The organism is Comamonas testosteroni ATCC 11996 (genome assembly GCF_000241525.1).
In the GTDB taxonomy this organism is placed as follows: domain Bacteria; phylum Pseudomonadota; class Gammaproteobacteria; order Burkholderiales; family Burkholderiaceae_C; genus Comamonas; species Comamonas testosteroni.
In genome coordinates this window covers 52,727-76,984 of sequence record NZ_AHIL01000035.1, presented here as the reverse complement: position 1 = coordinate 76,984, position 24,258 = coordinate 52,727, and the positions used below count along the sequence as shown (strand labels likewise).

Annotated in this window: 22 protein-coding genes and 1 tRNA gene; 6 read left to right on the top strand and 17 right to left on the bottom strand. The window is 63.2% G+C overall.

Features of this window, described 5'->3' with window-relative positions; translation table 11 throughout:
• Window positions 1–243: 243 nt before the first annotated feature.
• The 5 genes from CTATCC11996_RS15590 to prfB form a co-directional block, all read right to left on the bottom strand.
• A tRNA-Thr gene (locus tag CTATCC11996_RS15590) sits at window positions 244–319 on the bottom strand.
• Between the two features lie 13 nt (window positions 320–332).
• The gene (locus CTATCC11996_RS15585; RefSeq protein ID WP_003061245.1) at window positions 333–1,355 is read right to left on the bottom strand and encodes a class 1 fructose-bisphosphatase; all 1,023 of its coding nucleotides are present in this window, start codon (window positions 1,353–1,355) and stop codon (window positions 333–335) included.
• A gap of 61 nt (window positions 1,356–1,416) precedes the next feature.
• Window positions 1,417–2,400 (bottom strand): hypothetical protein, encoded by a 984-nt coding sequence (locus CTATCC11996_RS15580; protein ID WP_236597819.1) that lies wholly within the window; start codon window positions 2,398–2,400, stop codon window positions 1,417–1,419.
• A gap of 11 nt (window positions 2,401–2,411) precedes the next feature.
• Window positions 2,412–5,114 carry an aminopeptidase N gene (gene pepN / locus CTATCC11996_RS15575; RefSeq protein WP_003077874.1) on the bottom strand — a complete coding sequence of 901 codons (2,703 nt, stop codon included), beginning with the start codon at window positions 5,112–5,114 and terminating at the stop codon, window positions 2,412–2,414.
• Between the two features lie 18 nt (window positions 5,115–5,132).
• Window positions 5,133–6,237, bottom strand: a protein-coding gene (prfB, locus tag CTATCC11996_RS15570; protein ID WP_100086375.1) for a peptide chain release factor 2 whose coding sequence is annotated in 2 segments (ribosomal slippage) — window positions 5,133–6,155 and window positions 6,157–6,237 — 1,104 coding nt in all. Because the reading frame shifts where the segments join, the coding sequence is not laid out codon by codon here.
• A gap of 296 nt (window positions 6,238–6,533) precedes the next feature.
• On the opposite strand from prfB, the gene CTATCC11996_RS15565 reads away from it, so the two are divergent.
• Window positions 6,534–8,312 carry a methyl-accepting chemotaxis protein gene (locus CTATCC11996_RS15565; RefSeq protein WP_034349337.1) on the top strand — a complete coding sequence of 593 codons (1,779 nt, stop codon included), beginning with the start codon at window positions 6,534–6,536 and terminating at the stop codon, window positions 8,310–8,312.
• 258 nt (window positions 8,313–8,570) lie between these two features.
• Here CTATCC11996_RS15565 and CTATCC11996_RS15560 read toward each other — a convergent pair whose 3' ends face one another.
• The 7 genes from CTATCC11996_RS15560 to CTATCC11996_RS15530 all read right to left on the bottom strand — a co-directional run bounded on the left by CTATCC11996_RS15560 (window position 8,571) and on the right by CTATCC11996_RS15530 (window position 15,606).
• Window positions 8,571–9,845 carry an acyl-CoA dehydrogenase family protein gene (locus tag CTATCC11996_RS15560; RefSeq protein WP_003077870.1) on the bottom strand — a complete coding sequence of 425 codons (1,275 nt, stop codon included), beginning with the start codon at window positions 9,843–9,845 and terminating at the stop codon, window positions 8,571–8,573.
• 51 nt (window positions 9,846–9,896) lie between these two features.
• On the bottom strand, window positions 9,897–10,982 hold the full coding sequence (locus tag CTATCC11996_RS15555; RefSeq protein WP_003077869.1) for a phosphotransferase: 1,086 nt from the start codon (window positions 10,980–10,982) through the stop codon (window positions 9,897–9,899).
• Window positions 10,983–11,246: 264 nt separating this feature from the next.
• Complete coding sequence (locus CTATCC11996_RS15550) at window positions 11,247–11,966, bottom strand: Crp/Fnr family transcriptional regulator (protein WP_034349335.1); 720 nt, start codon at window positions 11,964–11,966, stop codon at window positions 11,247–11,249.
• 325 nt (window positions 11,967–12,291) lie between these two features.
• Window positions 12,292–13,233 carry a thiamine phosphate synthase gene (gene thiE / locus CTATCC11996_RS15545; protein ID WP_003077868.1) on the bottom strand — a complete coding sequence of 314 codons (942 nt, stop codon included), beginning with the start codon at window positions 13,231–13,233 and terminating at the stop codon, window positions 12,292–12,294.
• 10 nt (window positions 13,234–13,243) lie between these two features.
• A complete protein-coding gene (locus tag CTATCC11996_RS15540; RefSeq protein WP_003077867.1) occupies window positions 13,244–14,047 on the bottom strand; it encodes a thiazole synthase in 804 nt (267 codons plus the stop codon).
• 160 nt (window positions 14,048–14,207) lie between these two features.
• A complete protein-coding gene (thiS, locus tag CTATCC11996_RS15535) occupies window positions 14,208–14,405 on the bottom strand; it encodes a sulfur carrier protein ThiS (RefSeq protein WP_003077866.1) in 198 nt (65 codons plus the stop codon).
• Window positions 14,406–14,511: 106 nt separating this feature from the next.
• Entirely contained in the window at window positions 14,512–15,606 is a 1,095-nt protein-coding gene (locus CTATCC11996_RS15530; protein WP_080569885.1) for an FAD-dependent oxidoreductase, read from the bottom strand.
• Window positions 15,607–15,896: 290 nt separating this feature from the next.
• On the opposite strand from CTATCC11996_RS15530, the gene thiD reads away from it, so the two are divergent.
• Window positions 15,897–16,769, top strand: a complete 873-nt coding sequence (thiD, locus tag CTATCC11996_RS15525) for a bifunctional hydroxymethylpyrimidine kinase/phosphomethylpyrimidine kinase (RefSeq protein WP_003077864.1) — start codon at window positions 15,897–15,899, stop codon at window positions 16,767–16,769.
• 68 nt (window positions 16,770–16,837) lie between these two features.
• Here the strand turns inward: thiD and CTATCC11996_RS15520 are convergent, their stop codons facing one another.
• A complete protein-coding gene (locus CTATCC11996_RS15520) occupies window positions 16,838–17,311 on the bottom strand; it encodes an SH3 domain-containing protein (RefSeq protein ID WP_003077863.1) in 474 nt (157 codons plus the stop codon).
• A 123-nt stretch (window positions 17,312–17,434) separates the two neighbouring features.
• Between CTATCC11996_RS15520 and CTATCC11996_RS15515 the strand changes: the two genes are divergently transcribed.
• The gene (locus CTATCC11996_RS15515; RefSeq protein WP_034349329.1) at window positions 17,435–18,202 is read left to right on the top strand and encodes an ankyrin repeat domain-containing protein; all 768 of its coding nucleotides are present in this window, start codon (window positions 17,435–17,437) and stop codon (window positions 18,200–18,202) included.
• A 66-nt stretch (window positions 18,203–18,268) separates the two neighbouring features.
• Here the strand turns inward: CTATCC11996_RS15515 and CTATCC11996_RS15510 are convergent, their stop codons facing one another.
• Window positions 18,269–19,561, bottom strand: a complete 1,293-nt coding sequence (locus tag CTATCC11996_RS15510) for a purine-cytosine permease family protein (protein WP_003077861.1) — start codon at window positions 19,559–19,561, stop codon at window positions 18,269–18,271.
• Window positions 19,562–19,964: 403 nt separating this feature from the next.
• On the opposite strand from CTATCC11996_RS15510, the gene CTATCC11996_RS15505 reads away from it, so the two are divergent.
• From CTATCC11996_RS15505 to CTATCC11996_RS15495, 3 genes are read left to right on the top strand one after another with little or no spacing between them, the layout of a single operon-like run.
• Window positions 19,965–20,861 (top strand): hypothetical protein, encoded by an 897-nt coding sequence (locus CTATCC11996_RS15505; protein WP_034349356.1) that lies wholly within the window; start codon window positions 19,965–19,967, stop codon window positions 20,859–20,861.
• Between the two features lie 39 nt (window positions 20,862–20,900).
• On the top strand, window positions 20,901–21,488 hold the full coding sequence (locus tag CTATCC11996_RS15500; RefSeq protein ID WP_003077858.1) for a sigma-70 family RNA polymerase sigma factor: 588 nt from the start codon (window positions 20,901–20,903) through the stop codon (window positions 21,486–21,488).
• Complete coding sequence (locus tag CTATCC11996_RS15495) at window positions 21,485–22,360, top strand: hypothetical protein (RefSeq protein WP_003077857.1); 876 nt, start codon at window positions 21,485–21,487, stop codon at window positions 22,358–22,360. Before CTATCC11996_RS15500 ends, CTATCC11996_RS15495 begins: the two co-directional genes overlap by 4 nt.
• Before the next feature lie 75 nt (window positions 22,361–22,435).
• Here CTATCC11996_RS15495 and CTATCC11996_RS15490 read toward each other — a convergent pair whose 3' ends face one another.
• From CTATCC11996_RS15490 to CTATCC11996_RS15480, 3 genes are all read right to left on the bottom strand, one after another.
• Entirely contained in the window at window positions 22,436–23,227 is a 792-nt protein-coding gene (locus CTATCC11996_RS15490; protein ID WP_003077856.1) for a peptidylprolyl isomerase, read from the bottom strand.
• A gap of 87 nt (window positions 23,228–23,314) precedes the next feature.
• The gene (locus CTATCC11996_RS15485; protein WP_003061279.1) at window positions 23,315–23,581 is read right to left on the bottom strand and encodes a BolA family protein; all 267 of its coding nucleotides are present in this window, start codon (window positions 23,579–23,581) and stop codon (window positions 23,315–23,317) included.
• Window positions 23,578–24,147, bottom strand: a complete 570-nt coding sequence (locus CTATCC11996_RS15480) for a septation protein A (RefSeq protein WP_034349351.1) — start codon at window positions 24,145–24,147, stop codon at window positions 23,578–23,580. The genes CTATCC11996_RS15485 and CTATCC11996_RS15480 overlap by 4 nt, the downstream gene beginning before the upstream one ends.
• Between the last annotated feature and the right edge of the window lie 111 nt (window positions 24,148–24,258).

Below are 24,258 nucleotides of genomic sequence, written 5' to 3'. Positions count from 1 at the left end.
CTGCTAATCCAGTGGGTTTTTTGTCTGCCGCTTGCTACAAAAAGCGAGGTCGTAGATGTCAGAAGTTACTCTCTTGAATGTGACACCCGTGACACCCAAAAGCAGCAGGAGCTGAAAGCGAAAGCAGGGTGGGGGCCGAATCAGCCGGTGCTCAAAGCGCGAAAACTATGTACTGGTGGCTACACGGAGCAAAAAATAAGAAAGCCCGCTATCGTTTAGATAGCGGGCTTTTCTTTACTGACTTGGTGCCGGAGAGATGAATCGAACACCCGACCTTCTCATTACGAATGAGCTGCTCTACCGACTGAGCTACACCGGCGATAAGCTATAGATTATAGCGCTTTTTCATCGGCCTCGAGGTGGTAGCTGGTCACGCGTTCCACTTCGTTCTTGGAGCCGAGGACGACGCTCACGCGCTCGTGCAATTGCGTTGGCTGAATGTCCAGAATGCGCTGACGGCCGTTGGTAGCCATGCCTCCGGCCTGCTCGACAAGCCAGCTCATGGGATTGGCTTCGTACATCAGGCGCAGCTTGCCGGCCTTTTGCGGCTCGCGCTTGTCCCAGGGGTACATGAAGATGCCGCCGCGGCACAGAATGCGGTGGACGTCGGCCACCATGGCCGCGACCCAGCGCATGTTGAAATTCTTGCCGCGCGGGCCGTCTGCACCAGCCAGACATTCGTCCACGTAGCGCTTCACAGGGGCATCCCAGTGGCGCATATTGGACATGTTGATGGCGAATTCCTTGGTGTCTTCGGGGATCTTGACGTTTTCCTCGATGAGCACGAACGAGCCTTGCTCGCGGTCCAGGGTGAACATGGAGACGCCGTCGCCCACGGTCAGCACCAGGGTGGTCTGGGGGCCGTAGATGCAGTAGCCGGCAGCCACTTGCTGGGTGCCGGGCTGCATGAAGTCGCTGTCGTGCACGCCAGGGTGGCCTTCAGGCTTCTTGAGCACGCTGAAGATGGTGCCGATGGACATGTTGATGTCGATGTTGGACGAGCCGTCCAGGGGGTCGAACATCAGCAGGTACTCGCCCTGGGGATAGCGGTTGGGCACCACATAGATGCCTTCCATTTCTTCCGAAGCCATGGCCGCCAGGTGGCCGCCCCACTCATTGGCTTCGATCAGGGTTTCGTTGGCGATGATGTCCAGCTTTTTCTGTACTTCGCCCTGCACGTTTTCACTGCCGGCCGTGCCCATGACGTCGCCGAGCTCACCCTTATTCACGGCAAAGCTGATGCGCTTGCAGGCGCGGGCCACCACTTCCAGCAGCAGGCGCAACTGGCCGGGGATGAGCCCGTCCACGCGTTGCTGCTCGACCAGATAGCGGGTCAGGCTGATGTTTTTCTTCATGTTTCAACTCCTTGAAATTCGATGCAAATCTGAAATGGACAGAGAGCAGGGGTAGGCACGATCACTTGCCAGGACGTCCTGCATTGCGTTGTTCCAGTTCTGCCAGCAATTCCTTTGCACGGGTTTGCTGCTGGCTGTCTTTCTGGTTCAGCGCGTATTGTTCATAGCGGGCCAGCCATTGGCGGGCCTGCGGTTCCTGCTTTTGCTCATGGGCAAGGACCATGAGCTGGAAATAGCTGTCGTAGACGGTGTCATGGTCTTGCGCTGCCTGCGCAATCTGCAGACGCTCCTGAAGATAGGCGCCAGCCTGCTTCAGGTCGCCCAGCTCATAGCAATTTTGCGCAATATTGGTGAGTACGCCGCGTATTTGCTGCAGCTTGCCCATGGCTTTGAGGCGTTCACGCGCCACGGGCAGCAGTCGCTCGTTGGCCTGTCTGGCCTCGCGAAATCGTCCCAGCTCATGCAGCAGATAGCCTTCGTCCTCATAGACGCCGAGAATCTGCATCTGGCTCGGGAAATCCAGAGCCCGTGCAGGCTTCACGCCTTCATCCCAGCGCATCTCGGCGGGCAGGCCGGCAATCTGCGGCAGCGGGTATTGAGCCTGAAAGGCTTTGACCCACTTGAGCGCCGCTTCATGCTGCTCTGCCTCCGCCAGCCAGCGAATGCTTGAGTAGCGCAGGAAAAAATGAGCGTATGACAGCTCCGGGTCCTGAGTGCCGGACAAAGCTGTCAGTGCCGTCTGCGCTGCTTCGGCTGCCTCTTTGGGCATGCTTCGGCGGGCGTAGACGCTGGCCTGTGTGTAGTAGAGCCGGAAGATATCGCGTGCAGCGAACCCCGGCTTGTTCAACAGCGGCTCCAGCGCCTGCAGATCGGCACTCATGGCTCGCCCGCTGAAGCTGCCGCCTTCGCTGAAGACAGTGGCATACAGGGGCGCAAAACGGGCTTCGAATCCCGCATCAGGCTTTGCAGCCTGAGTGCTCAGCGACATGCTCGCCGCAGCAACGGCAAGGGCCTTCACGCTCCGAGCCGCGCGTCGTGCAAGCATGTGCAGGTCCATCAGTCCGCCAGGGCGCGGGTGATGACCTCGCGCACGTCGTTGGACAGATCGGGCTTGGCTGCCACGCGGGCGATGGCCTCGCGGGCGGCAGAGCGGTAGGGCTCGGCCAGCTTTTTCCAGCGGTCCATCACCCGGGCCAGACGGGAGGCCACCTGAGGGTTGATGCCGTCGATCTCGATCACGCGATCGGCCCAGAACACATAGCCCGCCGCATCGGCACGGTGGAAGGCGCCGGCATTGTTGCAGTAGCTGAAGATCAGGCTGCGTGCGCGGTTGGGGTTCTTGATCTGGAAGTCGGCATGCTTCATCAGCGCCTTGACTGCCGGAAGCACATCGCCACCGCGGTCGCTTGCGGCAGCCTGCAGCGCAAACCATTTGTCCAGCACCAGTGCGTCCTGCTTGAACAGAGCGTGGAAGCGCTGCAGCGCCTGCTCGGCCAGGGGGCTGGCGCTGTAGACCAGGGCGGAGAGGGCGGCCATGCGGTCCGTCATATTGCCGGCGTCCTTGCAGCGCTGGTAGGCCTTGCCGGGCCATACTGTGTCGCCAGTCCGGGCTGCCTGCAGGCACAGCATGGACAGGGCGCGGCCTGCAAGAGCACGGCGGCCGGCGCTGACATGGTCGGGGCGGTAGGCACCGGTGTCGCGGTTGGCCTCCCAGGCGGTTTCCCACTCGGACTGCAGCGCGGTCGCCAGCTGCAAGATCATGGCTTCGCGCACGGCATGAACGCGCTGCGGATCCACCTCCGCCAGCTGCTCGGCGATATAGCTCTCGGACGGCAGCGTTAGCACCAGATCCTTGAACGCCGCATCCAGCTTGTCGTCGCGCAGCACGCGGCGCATGGCATCGATAAAGTCTGCCGGCAGGATTTCGGCACTGGCTTCGCCGCTGGCAGCGATTGCCTTCAGGGCATAACGCAGGCCCAGGCGCTGGCTGGCTTCCCATTGGTTGAACGGGTCGCTGTCATGGGCCAGAAGGGTCAGCAGATCGGCATCGCTGAATTCATGCTCCAGCACCACGGGGGCGCTGAAGGTGCGCAGCAGCGAGGGCACGGGGGCTTCGCTCACATTGCTGAAGACAAAGCGCTGCTCGGCTTCGGTCAGCACCAGCATGCGGCTGGTGACTGTCTGGGCCGCATCCTCGCCTTGCAGTTGCAGGGCGATGGGCTGGCCGCTGGCGGTGAGCAGACCCATTTGCACGGGAATGACGAATGGTAGTTTCTCGGCCTGACCCACGGTGGGCGCGCAGCTTTGCGACAGCGTCAGCGTATAGGTCCGGGCGTCGGCATCGTACTGGCCCACGGCCTTGAGCACAGGCGTGCCGGCCTGGCTGTACCAGCGACGGAACTGCTGCAGATGCTGGGCCAGAGCAGAGCCTGGGTTGGCGTCGGCAATGGCTTGCGAGAAGTCATCGCAGGTCACGGCCTGACCGTCATGACGCTCGAAGTACAGCTTCATGCCCTTGGCAAAGCCTTCGCGGCCGACCAGGTTGTGCTGCATGCGCACGACTTCCGCGCCTTTTTCGTAGATCGTGACCGTGTAGAAGTTGTTGATCTCGATATAGCTGTCGGGGCGCACGGGGTGCGCCATGGGGCCGGCATCCTCGGGAAACTGCACGGTGCGCAGCACGCGCACATCGTCGATGCGCTTGACGGCACGGGCCGAAGCCGTGCCCGCCATGTCCATGCTGAACTCCTGATCGCGGAACACCGTCAGGCCTTCCTTGAGGCTGAGCTGGAACCAGTCGCGGCAGGTGACGCGGTCACCCGTCCAGTTATGGAAGTATTCGTGTCCGACGACGGACTCGATATTGGCGTAATCGGTGTCGGTGGCCGTGGCCTGGCTGGCCAGAACATACTTGGTGTTGAAGATGTTCAGGCCCTTGTTCTCCATGGCGCCCATGTTGAAGTCGCTGGTGGCGACGATCATGAAGCGGTCCAGATCCAGGCTCAGGCCAAAGCGGGCCTCGTCCCATGCAACGGAGTGCATGAGGGAGTTCATGGCGTGCTCGGTCTTTTCCAGGTCGCCGGGGCGCACAAAGACCTGCAGCAGGTGGTCGCGGCCGGCCCGGCTCTTGATCTTCTGCTCGCGGGCCACCAGGTTGCCGGCCACCAGCGCAAACAGATAGCTGGGCTTTTTGTGCGGATCGACCCACTTGGCAAAGTGGCGGCCGTCCTCCAGGTCGCCGGACTCCACCAGATTGCCGTTGGACAGCAGCACCGGATACTGGGCCTTGCTGGCGCGTAGCGTGACGGTGTACATGGCCATCACGTCGGGACGGTCCAGGAAGTAGGTGATGCGGCGGAAGCCTTCTGCCTCGCACTGCGTGAAGAACGTGTCCTCGCTCACATACAAGCCCATGAGCTTGGTGTTCTTGATGGGGGCGCAGGTGGTGAAGATCTCCAGCTCCACGGGCTCGTTGCCCTCGGGCAGGTTCTCCAGCACCAGCTGGTCGCCGTCCATCTTGAAGGAGGTTCCACCGCCGTTGACCATCACCCGCGCCAGATTCAGCTCGTCGCCGTCCAGGCGCAGCGCCTGTGCCGGCACCTCGGGGTTGCGGCGCACGCGCATCTTGCTGAGCACGCGCGTCTTGGCTGGGTCCAGATCAAAAGTCAGGTCCACCGTGTCGATCCACCAGGCCGGGGCCTCGTAGTCGGCACGGTAAATGGCGGTGGCCGGGGCTTGCCCGTCACGCAGTTGCAGCATATCGATTCCTTTCTAGGATCAGAGGCCTTGCTTGAGCGAGGCTTCGATAAACACATCCAGGTCGCCGTCCAGCACCTTCTGGGTGGCGGAGACTTCGACGTTGGTGCGCAAGTCCTTGATGCGGCTGTTGTCCAGCACATAGGAGCGGATCTGGTGACCCCAGCCCACGTCGGTCTTGGTGTCCTCGAGCTTTTGCTGTTCTTCCATGCGCTTGCGCATCTCGAAGTCGTACAGCCTGGAGCGCAGGCGCTGCCATGCCACGTCCCGGTTGCTATGCTGCGAGCGACCGTCCTGGCACTGCACCACGATGCCCGTGGGGATGTGGGTCAGACGCACGGCAGAGTCGGTCTTGTTGATGTGCTGACCGCCCGCGCCGGAGGCGCGATAGGTGTCAGTACGCACGTCGGACGGATTGATGTTGATCTCGATGGAGTCATCGATCTCGGGGTAGACGAACAGCGAGGAAAAGCTGGTGTGACGGCCGCCCGAGCTGTCGAAGGGCGACTTGCGCACCAGGCGGTGCACGCCGGTTTCGGTGCGCAGCAGGCCGTAGGCATACTCGCCCTCGACCTTGATGGTGGCGCTCTTGATGCCGGCTACGTCGCCCGGAGTCTCTTCTTCGACCGTGGCCTTGAAGCCCTTGCGTTCGGCGTACTTCAGGTACTGACGCAGCAGCATGCTGGCCCAGTCGCAGGCTTCGGTGCCGCCGGCGCCGGCCTGGATGTCGATGAAGCAGTTGAGCGGATCGGCTTCGCCGCCGAACATGCGGCGGAACTCGAGCTCCTCGATCAGCGGCTTGAGCTTGGCGGTTTCGGCTTCGATGGTTTCAAGGCCGGCATCATCGCCTTCTTCCTTGCTCATCTCGAACAGCTCGGAATTGTCGGCCAGTTCGGTGGTGAGCTTCTCCAGTGTCAGCACGACGGAGTCGAGCGACTTCTTTTCCTTGCCCAGCTCCTGTGCCTTCTTGGGGTCGTTCCAGACGGCAGGGTCTTCCAGCGAGGCGTTTACCGTGCGCAGGCGTTCGTACTTGGCATCGTAGTCAAAGATACCTCCGGAGATCTGCCGTGCGCTCGGCCAGATCTTGGAGGGTGTTGCCGATAGAGTTGACGCGTTCTGCTTCCATGGTGAATCCGTTGTTCTTGCTGATAAATAAGGGCTGATTTTCTCATGCCGGACGGCTGTAAGGATGCAATGGCCTTCGACAGGGTTTTTGAGTGCTTCATCGGGGTGTTTTTTTGAGCCCAGCTATGCCCCTGATGCCCCCATCGGTTTTATTCATGGATGCCGTTACTCGAAGTAACAAATTCTGCATAGAATTCGCAGGCGCGCGCAGTGTGTACGCGCTTTTCAGGCTGTTTCCCCCATTCCCCCTCTCGCAGGTGCCAGACCTTGCAGGTCGCCCAGGCGCCCAATTCCCCCATGAACTTCTTTCGCAACCTCAAGCTGGCTAACAAGCTGCTGGTGTCTTTTGTGCTGATCCTGCTGATCAGTGCGGTATCGGGTCTGTACGGACTGGTCCAGATGGAACGCGTCAATGCCACGGCCACCGATCTGGCGCGCCAGTGGCTGCCGGCGGCCCGAAATCTGCAGGACATGCGTTACCAGCTGCAGCGCTATCGCTCGCAGACCATGCAGCATGTGATGGCCCAGTCGTCCGAGGAAATGGCCGTCTATGACAAGAGCATGCCCAAGCTCTGGGACGAGCTGGTCCAGAATCAGCAGTCGTATGCCAAGTACGTGAGAACCGACAAGGAACGAGCCCTGCTGGCCGAAATCGGCGAGGAGCTCAAGGCCTATGCCGTGCAGACGGCCAAGGTGGTGGATCTGTCGCACCAGCTGCTCAACGATGACGCCAGCGAAATCTTGCGCGGCGACTCTCTCAAGATCAGCCGCAGCATCAACACGCGTCTGGAGGCGCTCAGCGAGATCAACCATCAGGCGACCGAGGAAACCAATCAGGCGGGCGACGACCTGTATGCCGCTGCCCGCTGGTGGGTGATGGCGCTGTTGCTGGGCTCCATCGTCATCGGCGTGGCGCTGGCGGTGCTGATCGCACGTTCCATCTCGCGTCCTTTGCAGTCGGCCGTTCAACTGGCGCAGTCCGTGGCCGCTGGCGATCTGAGCGCCAGCATCACCGTGCAAAGCCGCGATGAGGTGGGCCAGCTGCTGCAGGCGCTCAAGGACATGAACACAAGCTTGCAGCGCATCGTGGGCCAGGTGCGCCAGGGCACGGACTCGATTGCCTCGGCCAGCAGCCAGATTGCCAGCGGCAACCAGGATCTGTCCTCGCGCACCGAAGAGCAGGCCAGCTCGCTGGAGCAGACGGCAGCTTCCATGGAAGAGCTGACCGCCACCGTGCAGCAGAACGCCGGCAATGCCCAGCAGGCCAATCAGATGGCGTCTGCAGCGTCCCAGGTAGCCGTGCGCGGCGGTGCCACCGTGGCCCAGGTCGTGCAGACCATGTCGGCCATCAACGAGTCCTCGCGCAAGATCGTGGACATCATCGGTGTGATCGACTCCATTGCCTTCCAGACCAATATCCTGGCCCTCAACGCGGCGGTGGAAGCGGCCCGTGCGGGCGACCAGGGTCGCGGCTTTGCCGTGGTGGCCTCCGAAGTGCGCACCCTTGCCCAGCGCTCGGCCGAGGCGGCCAAGCAGATCAAGCAGCTGATCGACGACTCCGTGAGCAAGGTGCAGGAAGGCAGCACCCAGGTCGACGAGGCCGGCAAGACCATGGATGAGATCGTGATGAGCGTGCGCCGTGTCACCGACATCATGGGCGAGATCTCGGTGGCCAGTCACCAGCAGACCTCGGGCATCGAGCAGGTCACGCAGGCCGTGACGCAGATGGATCAGATGACCCAGCAGAACGCTGCCCTGGTGGAGGAGGCTGCAGCCGCGACCGATGCGCTGCGCGGCCAGGCCGCTGCGCTGGCCGAGACGGTGAGCTTCTTCAAGCTCGGTGCCCAGTCCGGCCTGCAGGCCGCTCCGGCCCTGGCGTCAGCCACGTTCAAGCCCGCGCCTGCCAGGGCCGCCATCAAGGTCTCGGCTCCGGTCAGGGCCCAGTCAACTGCGCTCAAGCGCCCCGCAATGTCGGCTGCAGGCAAGCATCCGGTCCTGAGCCCGGCGAAAAGCGCAGCAGCGCCCCAGCCGCAAAAGGCCGCGACGGCAGACGATGGCGAGTGGGAGAGCTTCTAAGCCCGGTACGGGTGTGCGGTGCCGGGCCCGGTGCCGCTAGCTGTGATGCTATTGATTTAGAAGCTTCTATTGCATGTATTCATTGAATTTCATTATGTTTTATATCTGAAATCTTTTTATATAGGGCGATATAAGCTTCTTTATTGATAGCTGACAGCAAGTCTGCCTTCGAAACAAGAACACCCCGCAGCCGTGGCTGACGGGGTGTTCTTGTTTCCGGGGAGCAGGAGCGGCGCGATGTGCTCCTGCTGCCTCGCTTCAGCCGCCGCGCGTGATGGGCACTTCGGCGTTCTTGCCGTAGCTGCCGTATTTGCCCAGCTCCCACTTGGCAATCGCGTTGCGGTGCACCTCGTCGGGGCCGTCGGCAAAGCGCAGCGTGCGTGCTGCGGCATAGGCATAGGCCAGCGGGAAGTCGTCGCACATGCCGCCGCCGCCGTGCACCTGCATGGCCCAGTCGATGACCTGGCAGGCCATGCTGGGGGCGACGACCTTGATCATGGCGATCTCGGTCCTGGCCACCTTGTTGCCGGCCACGTCCATCAGCCAGGCTGCCTTGAGCGTGAGCAGGCGCGCCATGTCGATCTTGCAGCGTGCTTCGGCAATGCGCTCCTGCGTCACGGTCTGTTGGGCCACGCTCTTGCCGAAGGCCACGCGGCTGCTGGCGCGCTTGCACATCAGCTCCAACGCACGCTCGGCCAGGCCGATCAGTCGCATGCAGTGGTGAATGCGGCCGGGGCCGAGGCGACCCTGGGCGATCTCGAAGCCGCGCCCTTCGCCCAGCAGGATGTTGCCGACGGGAACGCGCACGTTCTCGAAGTACATCTCCATATGGCCGTGGGGTGCATCGTCATAGCCCATCACGTTCAGAGGACGCGCGATGCGGATGCCCTTGGCGTCGGCCGGGATGATGATCATGCTCTGCTGCGAATGCTTGGCCGCTTCGGGGTCGGTCTTGCCCATGGTGATGAAGACCTGGCAGCGAGGATCGCCGGCACCCGAGATCCACCACTTGTGGCCGTTGATCACGTATTCGTCGCCTTGGCGCTCGATACGGGTGCAGATATTGGTGGCGTCGGAGGAGGCGACTTCGGGCTCGGTCATGGCGAAGGCCGAGCGGATCTTGCCTTCCAGCAGGGGCTTGAGCCAGCGCTCCTTGAGCTCGGCGCTGCCGTAGCGGGCAATGGTCTCCATATTGCCGGTGTCCGGCGCGGAGCAGTTGAAGACTTCGGAAGCCCATGGTACGCGGCCCATGATTTCGGCCAGCGGTGCGTATTCCTGGTTGGTCAGGCCCGCGCCGTGGTAGCCCGAGGCTTCGGCGCTGTCCACGGGCAGGAACAGATTCCACAGGCCTGCGGCCTGGGCCTTGGGCTTGAGCTTTTCAATGGTTTGCAGCGGCGTCCAGCGCTTGCCGGCGGCCGTGTTGGCCTGCATCTCGTCGGCATATTCCTTTTCTGCCGGGTAGATGTGGTCGTCCATGAACTTGAGCAGGCGTTGCTGCAGGTCCTTGGTTTTGGGCGAGTAGTCGAAGTCCATGAGTGCTCCTTTTGTTGTGGGACGGTCTGATTGCGTGGTGGTGGATGAAAGTCAGGCGCGCTGAGCGAAGGACCAGGCCAGCTCGGCCATGGGGCGGGCGGTGTCGCCCGAGGCCTTGGCCTGGGCGCTGGAGGCCGTGCCGGCCTCGACGCGCTTGGCAATGCCTTGCAGGATGGCCGCGATGCGGAACATGTTGTAGGCCAGGTAGAAGTTCCAGTCGCGCTGCAGCGTGGTCACATCGGCAATGCCGGTGCGCTGGCAGTAGCGCTGGATGTAATCGTGCTCGGCAGGGATACCCAGGCCCGCAATGTCCAGGCCCGCAATGCCGCGGCCCAGCTCGGCAGGGATATGCCAGCTCATGCAGTGGTAGCTGAAATCGGCCAGCGGATGGCCCAGCGTGGACAGCTCCCAGTCCAGCACGGCAATCACGCGCGGCTCGGTGGGGTGGAACATCAGGTTGTCCAGGCGATAGTCGCCATGCACGATGGAGACGCGGCCCTCGTCGCGCGCGCTGGCCGGCATATGGGCGGGCAGCCACTCCATCAGCTTGTCCATCTCGGGGATGGGCTGGGTGACGGAGGCCACATACTGCTTGCTCCAGCGGCCGATCTGGCGCTCGAAGTAATTGCCGCTCTTGCCGTAATCTGCCAGGCCGCGCTCGGCAAACTTCACGCTGTGCAGGGCCGCGATCACGCGGTTCATCTCATCGTAGATCTCGGCGCGCTGGGCAGGCGTCATGCCGGGCAGGGACTGGTCCCAGAGCACGCGGCCTTCCATGAACTCCATGATGTAGAAGGCGCGGCCGATGACGGATTCATCCTCGCACAGCGCGTACATATGCGGCACGGGCACATCGGTGCCGGCCAGGCCCTTCATGACGCGGTACTCGCGCTCGATCGCATGGGCAGAGGGCAGCAGCTTGGCCACAGGGCCGGGTTTGGCGCGCATCACATAGCTGCGGCCGGGCGTGATCAGCTTGTAGGTGGGGTTGGACTGGCCGCCCTTGAACATCTCCACCTGCAGCGGACCCTCAAAGTCCTGCACATGCCGGCTCATCCAGCCGGTCATGGCATCGATATCAAACGCATGCTGATCGGAAACCGCGCGGGTGCCGACGAAATGGTCAAAAGTGCTCATGCTGTCTCAGTCCTTTGTTCGATTTGTGATGGGCAAGGCGCAGCCCGCCGTGCCGCACCGGAGGCGCAGCGAGCGAATGCGTGAAATGGGGGTGAGTTGCCGCAGAACGCGGCGAAGATGCAAGAAAGCGTGAACGCTGAGGACGGCCAAAGCTAGCTGCCTCAAAAGCAGGCGCAGCCCAAGAGCGAGACATCAAGCAAGGGCCGCCCCGCAGCGAAGATGTCGTCCCCCCTTGGGGGGAAGCCGCAAAGCGGCTCAGGGGGGTTAGTGGTCGGTGTCTGCAATGCGCAGCAGCGTCACCCGGTCGCGCACGATGAGGCCACCCGGCTCGATGCGAATGACTTCCTCGCGCTCCATGGACTTGAGCTCCTGGTTCACACGCTGGCGCGAGGCGCCCAGCAATTGCGCCAGCTCTTCCTGCGCCAGATGCAGGCCTATGCGGATCTCGTTGCTGTCCGACAGACTCATCACGCCATAGCTGCGCGTCAGGTGCAGCAGCTGCTTGGCCAGGCGCGCGCGCAGCGGCAAGGTGTTGAGGTCTTCCACCAGACCGTAGAGCTGACGTACTCGGCGTGCGTTGAGGCGCAGGATCGCTTCGGAAAACTCCACATGCTCTGCCAGAATGCGCTTGAAGTCCGCCTTGGATACGCACAGCAGCGTGGTCTCGCCATGTGCATAGGCGTCGTGCGTGCGCTTGTCGCCATCCAGAATCGCGACATCCCCGAACCAGATGCCCGGCTCCACATAGGTCAGCGTGATCTGCTTGCCGGTGATGGAGGTGGAGCTGACTCGCACCGCGCCACGTGCACAGGCAATCCACTCCTCGGGCGGTTCGCCGCGAGCGCAGATGAGCATGCCATCTTTGTATCGTTTGACGTAAGCGCATCGAAGAATGTCGTGCCGCAAAGAGGGCGAAAGGGATGAAAACCAGCGACCAGAGTTGATCGCCTCACGTTCTTCCATACTAAGAATTGGCTCGTCCATGTTCTGTCTTATGCGTGACTGGTAACCGCCCCATTGTCGCGTGTGGGACCGGCTGTGCTGCAACTGCGAGACTCAGGGTTGTCACCTGTGTGTCCGCTTCTAACGCGAAGAGGGCTTGCGCCGATCAAGAAAACCCAGCAGTCATGCGGGCTGCGGCGCGACGGAAAACAAAAACGCCCGCGGGCTGCGGGCATTCAGTCTTGTCATCTGCGGTATTTCATGCGCCGAGTTTTTCAGGCGCGATGGATCTGTGGCTTTAAGTGAAAATAGCTGACAGCTCTTATCTATCAGTCGTTCCAAGCTATTGAATTAGTAGTGCGTGGATTTACGCAGCAGCTTGCATGCGCGCCAGCAGATGCCTGGCTGCAGCTTCCGGATCGGGTGCGTTGACCAGAGCGCGCACCACGGCCACCGAGCCCACGCCCGTGGCACGCACGGCGGGGAACAGGTCTTCCGAAATGCCGCCAATCGCCACCAGCGGGTATTGCTGCATCAGCCGCACATAGGCCGCCAGCCGCGCCAGTCCCTGCGGGGCCGTCGCCATCTTCTTGAGCGTGGTGGGAAAGACCGCACCCAGGGCGATATAGCTGGGCTGCACGGCATGGGCGCGCACCATCTCTGCGTAGCCATGGGTGGAGACGCCCAGGCGGGTGCCCGAGCTGCGGATGGTCTGCAGATCGCGCTGGCCGATCACGTCCAGATCTTCCTGGCCCACATGGATGCCGTAGGCACCTGCATCCAGTGCGGCCTGCCAATGGTCGTTGATGAACAGGCGTGCCTGCGTGCCCTTGACGGCTTCAACAGCGGCCTTGACCTCTTGTGCAACGGCGGCCCTGTCGCCGGACTTGAAACGCAGCTGCACCGTGGGCACACCCGCGCGGGCCATGCGACCCACCCATTCGGCCGTGGGCAGCACGCCATACAGGCCCAGCTCGCGCGGGCAATGGGCAAAGGCCAGGGCCGGGTCGGCCTTGCCGAGACCGAAGTCGCGTGGGTCGTCGGGCCAGTGGGTGACATCGAACTGGTCGGTGCGCTCGCTCTGGCGCTGCCAGGCCTGGGCCAGAGTCTGCGCATCCACGGCAATAAAGCCCAGCTCGCTGCAGGCCTCAAGCGCAGCCAGATAGGCTGGGTCCTGGCGCAGCGCGGGCGGTACGGGCTGGGGCGTCAGCTCGACCGAGTTGGCATCGTGGTGCAGCTGGGCGCCAAAGTTGGCACTGTGCTGGTGGATGATGGCTTGCGCCAGGGCCTTGATTTCAGCGGAGTCCATGGGCCGCCCTTTATTCCTGATGCCAGAAAGGGGTGCCTAGCACGGGCGTGCTGGGCTGGGCGGCGTTCTGCTCGGCCATGGCGCCTGCGCGCCAGGCGGCGTGACCGGCATTGACGGCATCGGAGAAGGCGCCGGCCATGGCCACGGGATCTTCGGACAGGGCCACGGCGGTGTTCAGCAGCACGGCGTCATAGCCCCATTCCATCACGGTGCAGGCATGCGAGGGACGGCCCAGGCCGGCATCGACGATCAGCGGCACCTTCAGGCGCTCGCGCAGCATCTGCATGGCATAGGGGTTGATGGGGCCGCGGCCGGTGCCGATGGGCGCAGCCCAGGGCATGACGGCCTGGCAGCCCACGTCGACGAGCTTTTGGCACAGCACCAGGTCATAGGTGGTGTAGGGCAGGACCTGGAAGCCGTCCTTGATGAGGATGGAGGCCGCTTCCACCAGATTGAGCGTGTCGGGCTGCAGCGTGTAGTCGTCACCGATCAGCTCCAGCTTGATCCAGGGGGTGTCGAAGACTTCACGCGCCATCTGGGCCGTGGTCACGGCCTCCTGGATGGTCATGCAGCCTGCCGTGTTGGGAAGCACGGGCACATTGAGCTTGCGCAGCAGCTCCCAGAAGCTGGCGCCGGTCTCGGCGGCATTGCTGCCCTGGCGGCGCAGCGAGGCCGTGACCATGGCGGGCCTTGAGCGCTCCACAGCGGCTTCGAGAATCGCCGGCGAGGGGTAGCGCGAGGTGCCCAGCAGCAAGCGGCTTTCAAAACGCTGGCCGTAGAGAACCAGGGCGTCGTCGGTAGTTTTTGTATTCATGGTCTGTCTTTATCTTTTGTCTGTGTACCGCAATGCTCGTCAAGCTAAATGGACTTCAAACGAGCATTTGCCAAGTGAGAGACACCCAGCAAGAGCCGCCTCGCAGCGCAGGTGTCGTCCCCCTTGGGGGAAGGCGCGAAGCGACTCAGGGGGATTCATCTCACCCGCCAGTCACCGGAGAGATGACTTCCATCCTGTCGCCCTCATTGAGCGCATGGTCGGCGTATTGCGTCTTGGGCACGAACACCGTGTTGACCGCCACGGCAAACGGGGGCTTGGCCTGCATCTGCGCCAGCGCATCGGCCACGGTGGCATGGGCTGGCAGCTCGGCGGCTTGCTGGTTGAGAGTGATCTTCATGGCATGGAAACGGAAAATAAAGCGGGTGCTAAGTTAAACCTCTGCACGACGGTGCTTGCGTGCGCCGGGGGTGCAAGTGCTGTGCGCCAAAGTTCGGGCTCGCAGTTCAGCCACGATGCACGGCGACATCGAATTCGCGCGCCAGCGGCGAGTCGTTGTGGTCCAGCAGCTCCAGCACCACATCCAGCATGGCGGGCGAGATCATGAAGCCGTGACGGTAGAGGCCGTTGACTTCCATGACGCGCGGAGTCAGCAGACGCACGGCGGGCAGATTATCGGGCAGGGTGGGGCGGCACTGTGTGGCGATCTCCACAATCCGGCCTTCGGCAAAGCCCGAGTGCACGGTATAGGCCGCGCTCAGCAGCTCCAGCGTGGAGCGCACGCTGGCCGGCGACATGTCGTCGGACTCGATCTCGGTCGCGCCAATCACGAACAGATGGTCTTCCTTGGGCGCGATATAGATGGGGTAGCGTGGATGGATCAGGCGTGTGGGGCGCTGCAGTGTGACTTCGGGCGCATGGATGCGCACCACTTCGCCGCGAATGCCGCGCAGCTGCTTCCACTGGCTGCGGGCACCCAGACCTCGGCAGTCGAACACGAAGTCGGGCTGACCAGCCTCGCCGGGGCGGAAGTCGCCAACCTCGCGCGGGCTCTCCCAGTGCAGCCGCACACCCAGCGCGGTGAGCTTGTCGACCAGCGTCGTCAGCAGCTGGCGGTTGTCCAGCTGGCCCTCGCCGGGCAGATAGACGGCCTGGTTGAAGCGTCCCTGCAGCGCGGGCTCGCAGTCCTGCAGTGCCGCGCCGGTCTTCTCCTGCATGGCCGGCAGGCTGGGGTTGATGCGCCGGTTTTTCTCCAGCAGGCCGAAAAAGCGCGCCGCGTCGCCCTGATCCTGGCGGTGCCAGAGAATCAGCGTGCCGTTTTGCTGCAGGAACACATGCTGCTCGAGCTGGGCTATCAGCTCGGGCCAGCGCTTGAGCCCATGCTGGCCCATGCGCACCACGCCGGGCTCGGTAATGGCCGACTCGGCCAGCGGCGCCAGCATGGCGGCCGCCACGCGCGCCGCAGCACCATCGCCTTGCGGGCCATGGGCGTCATAGAGGTCGATGGCATGACCGCGCTGGGCCAGGGCCAGCGACAGCAGACGGCCCATGAGGCCGCCGCCGAGAATTGCGATCTTTGAAGAAGCTTGTAGCAATGACATGTGCAAATCGTTTTCCATCCGGACACAGGAACAGGGCCATGTGCAGGACAAAACGCGGCATGCCTTGCGGCTTGTGAAACTCCCCACGCCAGCATGACCTGGATCGGGTGCAGGGGGCACAGGGCACGGATGGTGCTCTGGTGCGCAGCCGGTGGCTGGCGCAGCCCCAGGGTGTTTCTCAGTCCGCACAGGCTGATTGCCTGCGGGACACCCCTGTTTCGTCCGTTGGACATTACAGCACAACCGCAAACAGCACGCATTGACCATGCGCATGGGCGATAATTTTTGCCATGACAGTGATTGCTTCTTCCTCCATCTCCGGCGCCGCAAAAAAGCGCTATGCGCGCGTGCTCTCCATTGCCGGCTCGGACAGCGGCGGTGGTGCCGGCATCCAGGCCGACCTCAAGACCTGTGCGGCACTGGGCTGCTACGGCATGACGGCAATCACGGCCATCACCGTACAGAACACGCTGGGCGTGACGGGCATTCACGGCATTCCGCTCGATACCGTGCGCGGCCAGATCGATGCCGTTGTGCAGGACATAGGCGTCGATGCCGTCAAGATCGGCATGCTGGCCACTCCCGATGTGGTGAGCGTGGTGGCGGATGCGATCCGCCGCCATCGGATCAGGAGCGTGGTGCTGGACCCCGTGATGGTGGCCACCAGCGGCGACCGCCTGATCGTTCCCGAGACGGCCCAGGCGCTGGTCCAGGAGCTGTTCCCGCTGGCGACGGTGATTACCCCCAATCTGGATGAAGCAGCTTTGCTGCTGGGTCGCAACATCGACGGCATCGGAGCGCTGGATGCGGCCGTGGCCGATCTGTTGGCCATGGGGGCGCCGGCGGTGCTACTCAAGGGCGGGCATCTGAGCGGCGATCTGGTCATGGATGTGCTGGGCCGGCAAGGCCAGCAGGCCAGCGACTATCTGCGCCTGCAGTCGCAGCGCATCGTCACCCATAACGGCCATGGCACAGGATGCACTCTGTCGTCGGCGATTGCCTCCTTCCTGGCCCAGGGACTGGCGCTGGAGGCCGCAGTGACCGAGGCGCGGCGCTATATTCTGGGCGCCATCGAGGCGGGTGCCGAGGTCTATACCGGCCAGGGTCACGGTCCGCTCAATCATGGCTATGCGCCGCGTGCACAGCTGATCGTCGAAGGCTGATTTCCGGCTCCCGCAAAAAAGGCCTGCAGCTGCAGGCCTTTGCTTTTTGGGTGTGCTTGTTGCCGGGCTTACCAGCCCCAGACCAGATTCTTGGCCACCCAGCCGCTTTGGCCATTGCTGCGCTGGACCTGGGCCCAGCTGCCTTGCTTTTTCAGCGTCTGCAGCACCTCATGCTGCTCCAGCTTGCCTACCCGGTTGTGCTTCTGGCCGGGGCCGGAGCGCAGATTGGCCGTGCGCGCTGTCACCACCATATGCGGGCTCTTGCTGGTCAGCGGGGCGTGGACCCAGCCCAGCGTGGACTCATAGTCCTTGACGCGCAGCCACTGGCCCTTGCGCTGGGTGACTTGCAGCGGGTAGCCCTTGCTCAGTTCCCAGAGTGTTGCGGAGCGGGTGTTGGGCTGCTCGCGCACATTCACTGTCTTGCCCTTGATGCTGACAAATTCCTGGGCTTGTGCGAGGGCCGGCAGCAGGCCGGCGGTGAGCGCACCCAGCGCGATCAGGCTTGAAGTGGCGGCGGTGCGGATCCAGCGGTTGCAAGGCACGGGGCAGATTCTCCTTTTATCGATTGAAAACAGGCTGTAACCCTCATCGGACTTGCGTGGCTAGCTATAGTTCCTGTAGAAAGCTGACAGGGGCTGAACACCCGACAGCCATGAAGGAATGCCATGAAACAGCCAACCAGCGCCCACGGGAGTGCCTCGTTGACCACCCGATTGACGCTTGCATTGACGACTCTGACCGCAGCAACGCTGCTCACGGCCTGCCAGAGTAGGGCGTCGGCGAATGCTCCGGCTGCAACACCTGCCGCCGCTGCGGCGCCAAAAGCCGGGGACCCGCAGATGCTGGGCCAGCAATTGCTGGCCGCTGCCGCGCAGGGCGATACCGTGGCGGTGCGCAATCTGCTGGCCGGCAACGCGCCGGTCGACGCGCAGGACGCCCGGGGCAATACCCCGTTGCTGCTGGCCACGGCGGCCAACCATATCGAGGTGGCACGTTCGCTGCTGATGCATGGTGCCAGCCCCAATATCCAGAACCAGATGCAGGACAGCGCCTATCTGCTGGCCGGCGCGCAGGGCCGGCTGGAGATTGTGCGCATGACGATTTCCTATGGCGCCGATCTCAAGAGCACCAACCGCTATGGCGGCACGGCCCTGATTCCGGCCTGCGAGCGCGGCCATCTGGAAACAGCCCAGGCGCTGATCACGGCAGGTGTGGATGTGAACCATGTCAACCGGCTGGGCTGGACCTGCCTGATGGAGGCCGTGGTGCTCAGCGATGGCGGGCCGCGCCATCAGGCCATCATCCAGGCCTTGATCGATGCCAAGGCCGATCTGAACCTGCCCGACAAGGATGGAGTGACGGCCCTGGCCCATGCACGCCAGCGCGGGCAGCAGGCCGTGGTGCAGCTGTTGCAGGCGGCGGGCGCCCGATAGAAGATAAGAAAGAAGGTTGAAACGACCTGTTGCAGGGCGCTGGTTGCTATTGAATTCGAGCCTTGTTCAGGCGGCAACGGAGCGCGGCTGCAGCTGGCGTGTGGCGACGGCCACCACAAAAGTCAGCGCCAGCGTGGGCAGGGCCGAGCCCAGGGCCGTGCTGACATAGGGCAGCAGGTGATAGAAGGCAATGCCCAGCACCCAGATGGCCACGGCATCCCAGCGCACGGCGGGCGCTTTTTGCATCAGCTCCACGGCATCGGTGCCAAAGGCCAGGCGACCCAGCATCACGCCGAACAGCGGCACAAAGCAGGAGCTGAGCAGCAGCAGAAACGGCTCCAGGCTGTGCATGGGCAGCACCATGGCCAGCGCCGTGCACAGGGACGCGATCAGCAGGCCCCAGCGGCGAATGCTCCAGCCCGGTTGCAGGCTGTGGGCCGACATGGCGCCCGAGTAGGCATCGCCATAGGCGTTGTCCACCTCGTCGATCAGAATCAGCGACAGGGCAATCAGCCCGCCCTGGGCCAGCAGCAGGGCCGTGACCAGGTCTTCGCTGGGCAGGGTCAGGGCCACCAGCACGCCCAGGGAGTAGCACCAGATATTGGCCAGGGCAAAGCCGGTCCAGGCGCCCGTCAGCGCGGACTTGCCGCTTTTGCCGTGGCGCGCATAGTCGGCCACCAGCGGTAGCCAGCTGATGGGCATGGCGATCACCAGATCGACGGCGCCAAGCATGCTCATGCCGCCGGCACCTTCGCGGGCCAGCAAGGTCCCGAGGCCGGTGGCGCCGGCCATTTTGAGGAATTGCCAGCTCAGCCACAGCAGCGAGGCAATCACCAGCGGCAAGGCCACGCGCGAGATGATGCGGCGCACCAGGGTGGTCATGGAGCCGCTCATCAGCAGCAGGATCACGCCGCCCCAGAGCAGCGTGGCCAGCCAGGGCCAGTAGGCAGCGCCCATGATGCCGCCTTGCTTGCCCAGCGCCACGGTGGCGTCGCGCATCACCACCAGCTCGAAACTGCCCCAGCCCAGCAACTGGACGATGTTGAGCACGATTGGCAGTCTTGCGAAGCGGCGGCCGTAGACGCTGTGCATCAGCCCGGCGCTGGACAGGCCGCTGTCGCAGCCGAGCTTGCCCACCCAGCCCAGCAGGCCGGCACCGATCAGCGAGCCGATGACTATCGCGACCAGCGCATGCAGCGGGCTGAGCGCTGGCAGCAGATAGGCCCCCATCTGCATGACCAGCAGGCCCACGCCCAGGCTGAACCACAGCGAGGCATGGTCGCGCCAGGCAAAGACGCGCTCCTGCGCCGTCACCGGGGCCAGGGCCCGATTGGCCGATGTGGAAGAAGATGAATTCATGAATGCTCCGCCAGAAAAACGAAGCAGGGGCCGCATGGTTTGCGCGGCGGGCCAGCAAAGACATGGCCAGTCGCGGCATGACACCTTGGACAGCTTCCCTGCGCGAGGATGATCTCGGGCAAGCGGTCGTCAGGACACCGCTTGCGCAATCAGGTTCAAAGGGACTCTCTCAGCCCTGACCGGTCATGGTCAGGACACCCCCAGCATGGCTGCCAGCCTTGGGCTGCAGCGAGCGCGATTGTGCCAGACATGCTGCGGCGGGGCAGAACTGCAGCGCAAAGCTGTGTTGCAAATGCTTGCAAATCAAAGTGCCTGTCTTGACCCCGTTGCGTCTGCTGCTGCGTTTCAGCCTCCGACAAGTTTGTTTCAGCCGCTGTGGCTGTATCTTGAGGAGGCCTTGTCCATGCTGTCTGTCCGTATCGAACCCCCGGTTCCTGGTTTCTTGCTGTCGCGCGGCCGTCTGCTGCGCGCTTCTTTGCTCTGCGCTGCCGCGATGGTGGCCGCCGCGCCGGCCTCGGCCTGGACGCGCGGCAACCACAAGCTGGCCCAGATCAGCATCGTCGAACGTGCCACGGGTCGGGTACTGCCCCAGTACAGTCACGAGGGGGCGCTGTGGGTAGTGGGCCGCCCCGGTGCCAACTATGCGGTGCGCATCCGCAACCTCGAGAGCCGCCGCATCATGGGCGTCATCAGCGTCGACGGGGTCAATGCCATCAACGGCCGCACGGCGAGCTCCCGCGCCGAAGGCGGCTATGTGCTGGATGCGGGCGACAGCTATGACGTGAGGGGCTGGCGCAAGAGCAATGACAACGTGGCTGCGTTCTATTTTTCCGAAAGCGATATGTCCTATGCCGCCAGAACCGGCCGGCCGCAGGATGTGGGCGTGATTGGCGTGGCTCTGTACCGTGAAAAGCTGCCCGAGCCGGCCAGATACCAAGGGCCAGTCTATGAGTCGGACGCCGCGAGCGCTGCATCGGCTGCCGAGTCTGCCGCAGCCGATAGTGCCATGCCGCAGGCCGCCAGCAAGAGCCGCAGCGCCGAGCGCCGTGCGCCCCGGGCCTCACCGGCCCCTTCGCTGGGCACGGGCCATGGCGCGGTGGAGCGCTCGCAAGTCACCCAGGTGGAGTTCGAAGCCGATACCGACCAGCCCCGGCAGATGGTGCGCATCTGTTACGACAGCTATGCCAATCTGGTCGCCAGAGGCGTGATTCGCGAGCCCCGTCCACGGCCGCCCCAGCCGCGCGCGCCTAATCCTTTTCCCGGGGACAACGGCTTTGTGCCGGATCCGCCCCGCAACTGAGTTGGTTGCGCTGTCGCAGGAATTTGCATAATCGCGGGCATGCTTGCACCGCCGCTTGCCCAACCCCAACCCGCCGATGAAGCCCTGATGCGCAGCTATGCTGCAGGGCAGGCCACGGCGTTCGAGACGCTTTATGCGCGGCATAGCCTGCGCATGTGGCGCTATTTCTATCGCAACACGGGCGATGCGGCGCTGGCCGACGATCTGGCGCAAGACCTCTGGTTTGCCGTGGTGGACAGTGCCTGCCGCTATGAGGTGCGCAGCAGGTTCACGACCTGGCTGTTCACCATGGCACATCACCGGCTGGTCGACCATTGGCGCAGGCAGCGGCCGGGCATCAGCCTTTCGGCAGACACGCCAGAGTCCATGCGGCTGGCCGAAAGCCTGTTTGCGGCCTCGGGCTTCGAGCCCGAGCAGCAGCTCGATCGTCAACTCATGGCCCAGGCCATTCTGGCTGCGCTGGCCCGGCTCCCGGCCGAGCAGCGCGAGTGCTTTGTGCTGCAGGTCGAGGCTGATCTGACACTGGCCGAAATTGCCCAGACCACCGGCGTTGCCGAGGAAACGGCTAAGAGCCGCTTGCGCTATGCGCGTGCCAAACTTCGCGCCGCGCTGGAGGAACTGGCATGAATATGCACCCCGAAACCCCGTCCTGCGACGACACGCCCGATGCGCTGCGCGAGCTCTACCACGAGGCCGTGGCAGAGGACCGTGGCCCCAGTGCACAAAGCAGCGCCGCCATTCTTGAGCGCGCACGCCTGCGTGCGGCAGGTATGGGGCAGCAGCCCCGGGAACTGACGGACAAACCTGCAGCCAACGACCGCTTCTGGCTGCGTCATGCGCTGGGCGGGCTGGCGGCTGTCGGTCTGGTGGGCTGGCTGATGCTGCAGCATGGTGCCTGGTGGAGCGGGCCGGACGCCGGATCCGGCTCCAGCTCCGAAGTCGTGGCCGAGCCTGCCCAGCCTGCGGATATAGACCCGGCTGCACAGGCGTCTGCACAGGCGTCTGCACCGGCGCCTGCAATCGCTTCTGCTCCGGTGGCCGCAGATGCCAGTGCAGCCGGTTCGGTTTCGCCGGCTGAGAAATCCAGGCAGAGCCGGACTCCAGCAAAGGCGCAGCAGGCGCCGCATACCCAGGATGTGCAGGCGTCGGCCACTGCGCCGCAATCCGAGGCTGCGCCAGCCTCCAGCGCGGCAGCGGCAGCAAGCAGAGCACCGTCAGCCCGGGCGCTTTCCCGGAGTTCGGACGCTGCGCAGCCTGTTGCACCGGCGGCCGATGCGGTGGCACCACAAAACTCTCGTCTGTCTGCGCAATTGCCGCTGTGCCCCTTGCAGACCGAAGAAGAGGCCCGTCGGCAAGTCGCAACAGAGGGGGCGGATAAGGGCTCGGGCACGGCACGCAAATCCCCGCATTGCCGTCCGCGAAAGCCCGAACAATTGCCGCCAGTCAAGTCTGAGTCTGCTCAAGATGCTGCGGAAGATGTAGCAGCACCGCAGCGATGAGACAAAAAAAGCCCGCTTGACGCGGGCTTGGGTGATGGTCTGGCCAGTACTTTTTGGTACTGACGTTAGATCATGTTACTGGATTTTTGCGCTTTTGCGCAGCTGATCCTGGAATTGCTGCAGCTTTTGCTGTTGCAGCTGCTGAGTAATCTGTGGCTTGACGTCCTCGAACTTGGGCATTTCAGCCTGACGCTCGTCATCCATGCGGATGATGTGCCAGCCAAACTGGCTCTTGACGGGGGCGTCGGTCATTTCGCCCTTCTTGAGCTTGATCAGTGCTTCGGTGAACTCGGGCACGTAGTTGTTGGGGTTGGCCCAGTCCAGGTCGCCGCCGCGGGCGCCCGATCCGGGGTCCTTGGATTCCTTCTTGGCGATGTCCTCAAACTTCTTGCCGGCCTTCACTTCGGCGATGATGGCCTTGGCGCGGTCCTCGGATTCCACCAGGATGTGGCTGGCCTTGTATTCCTTGCCACCATTGGCCTCAACGAACTTGTCGTATTCGGCCTTGGCTTCGGTATCGGTCACGGGGTTCTTCTTCTGGAAGTCTTCGAACAGCGCACGGATCAGCACGGTCTGGCGGGCCATGTCCATCTGTTGCTTGTAGGCCTCGGAAGCTGCCAGACCGCGGCGGTTGGCTTCCTGCATGAAGACTTCACGCGCGATGACCTCGTCCTTGATCATCTTGTCCATTTCGGGGGCCACGGGCTGGCCGCTGGCTTCGATCTGGGCCTTCAGGGCGTTGACGCGGGCCATGGGAACGGCCTTGCCATTGACGATGGCCACATTCTGGGCCGAGGCGGACAGGGCGGCTGCGCCCAGAATAGCGGCGGCCACGATGCGGGCCAGTTGCTTTTGTTTCATGCTCATTCGAGTTGTGATTGAGAAAAGTAAGTGAAGTTCAGTCCATACGCAACAGGCTCCCGTCAAGGAGCCTGTGGTCAGAACAGTGCGTTCTCAAAGTACTTCAATGGCGATGGCATGAACACCCTGGTCAATGAAGTCTTGCAGCGCATCATACACAAGGCGGTGGCGTGCCACGCGGGTTTTTCCATCAAAGGCCGGACCAGCGATGCGCACGCGGAAATGCGTGCCCACACCGCTGTCGTTGGCACCGGCATGACCGGCATGCTGATAGCTCTCGTCGATGACTTCGAGCCGGGTCGGGGCCAGACGCTGGCGCAGGGCGGCGTCCATGGCCTGGGCGCTGATCGTCACGCTCATGGCTGCTTGTCCTTGGTTTCGGCCGTGCTGGGCACGCCGTCCTGGGGCAGGTAGCGGCTCATGTAGATGGCTTGTGCAATCACAAACACCACCATCAGTCCCATACCGCCAAACAGCTTGAAGTTGACCCAGGCATCGGTGTCGAAGTTGTAGGCTACCCAGATGTTGAGTCCGCCCATGGCGGCGAAGAATGCGGTCCAGGCCCAGTTGAGCTTGAGCCAGATGGCGTCGGGCAGTTGAAGTTGCGCGCCCATGACGGAGCGCAGCAGGTTCTTCTTGAACACCAGCTGGCCGATCAGCAGCGCGCCGCCCATGAGCCAGTACAGCACCGTGGGCTTCCATTTGATGAAGTTGTCGTCATGGGCCAGCAGCGTGGCACCGCCGAACAGCACGATGACGCCGAGGCTCATCCATTGCATGGGTTCGATCTTGCCGGTCTTGAAGCGCAGATAGGCGATCTGCGCCACGGTTGCGACAATGGCCACCGCTGTGGCGGTGTAAATGCCCCAGACCTTGAAGGCCACGAAAAACAGGATGATGGGGAAGAAATCAATCAGCAGCTTCATGCGCGAAATGGTAGTCGTTCTGAAATTCAGACTGCGCAGCAGCGGCAAGGTTCCCGGTGCTGCGAGCAAAGTCGCATCATGCACCAAAGCCCGGGCCTTACCATGGGCAAA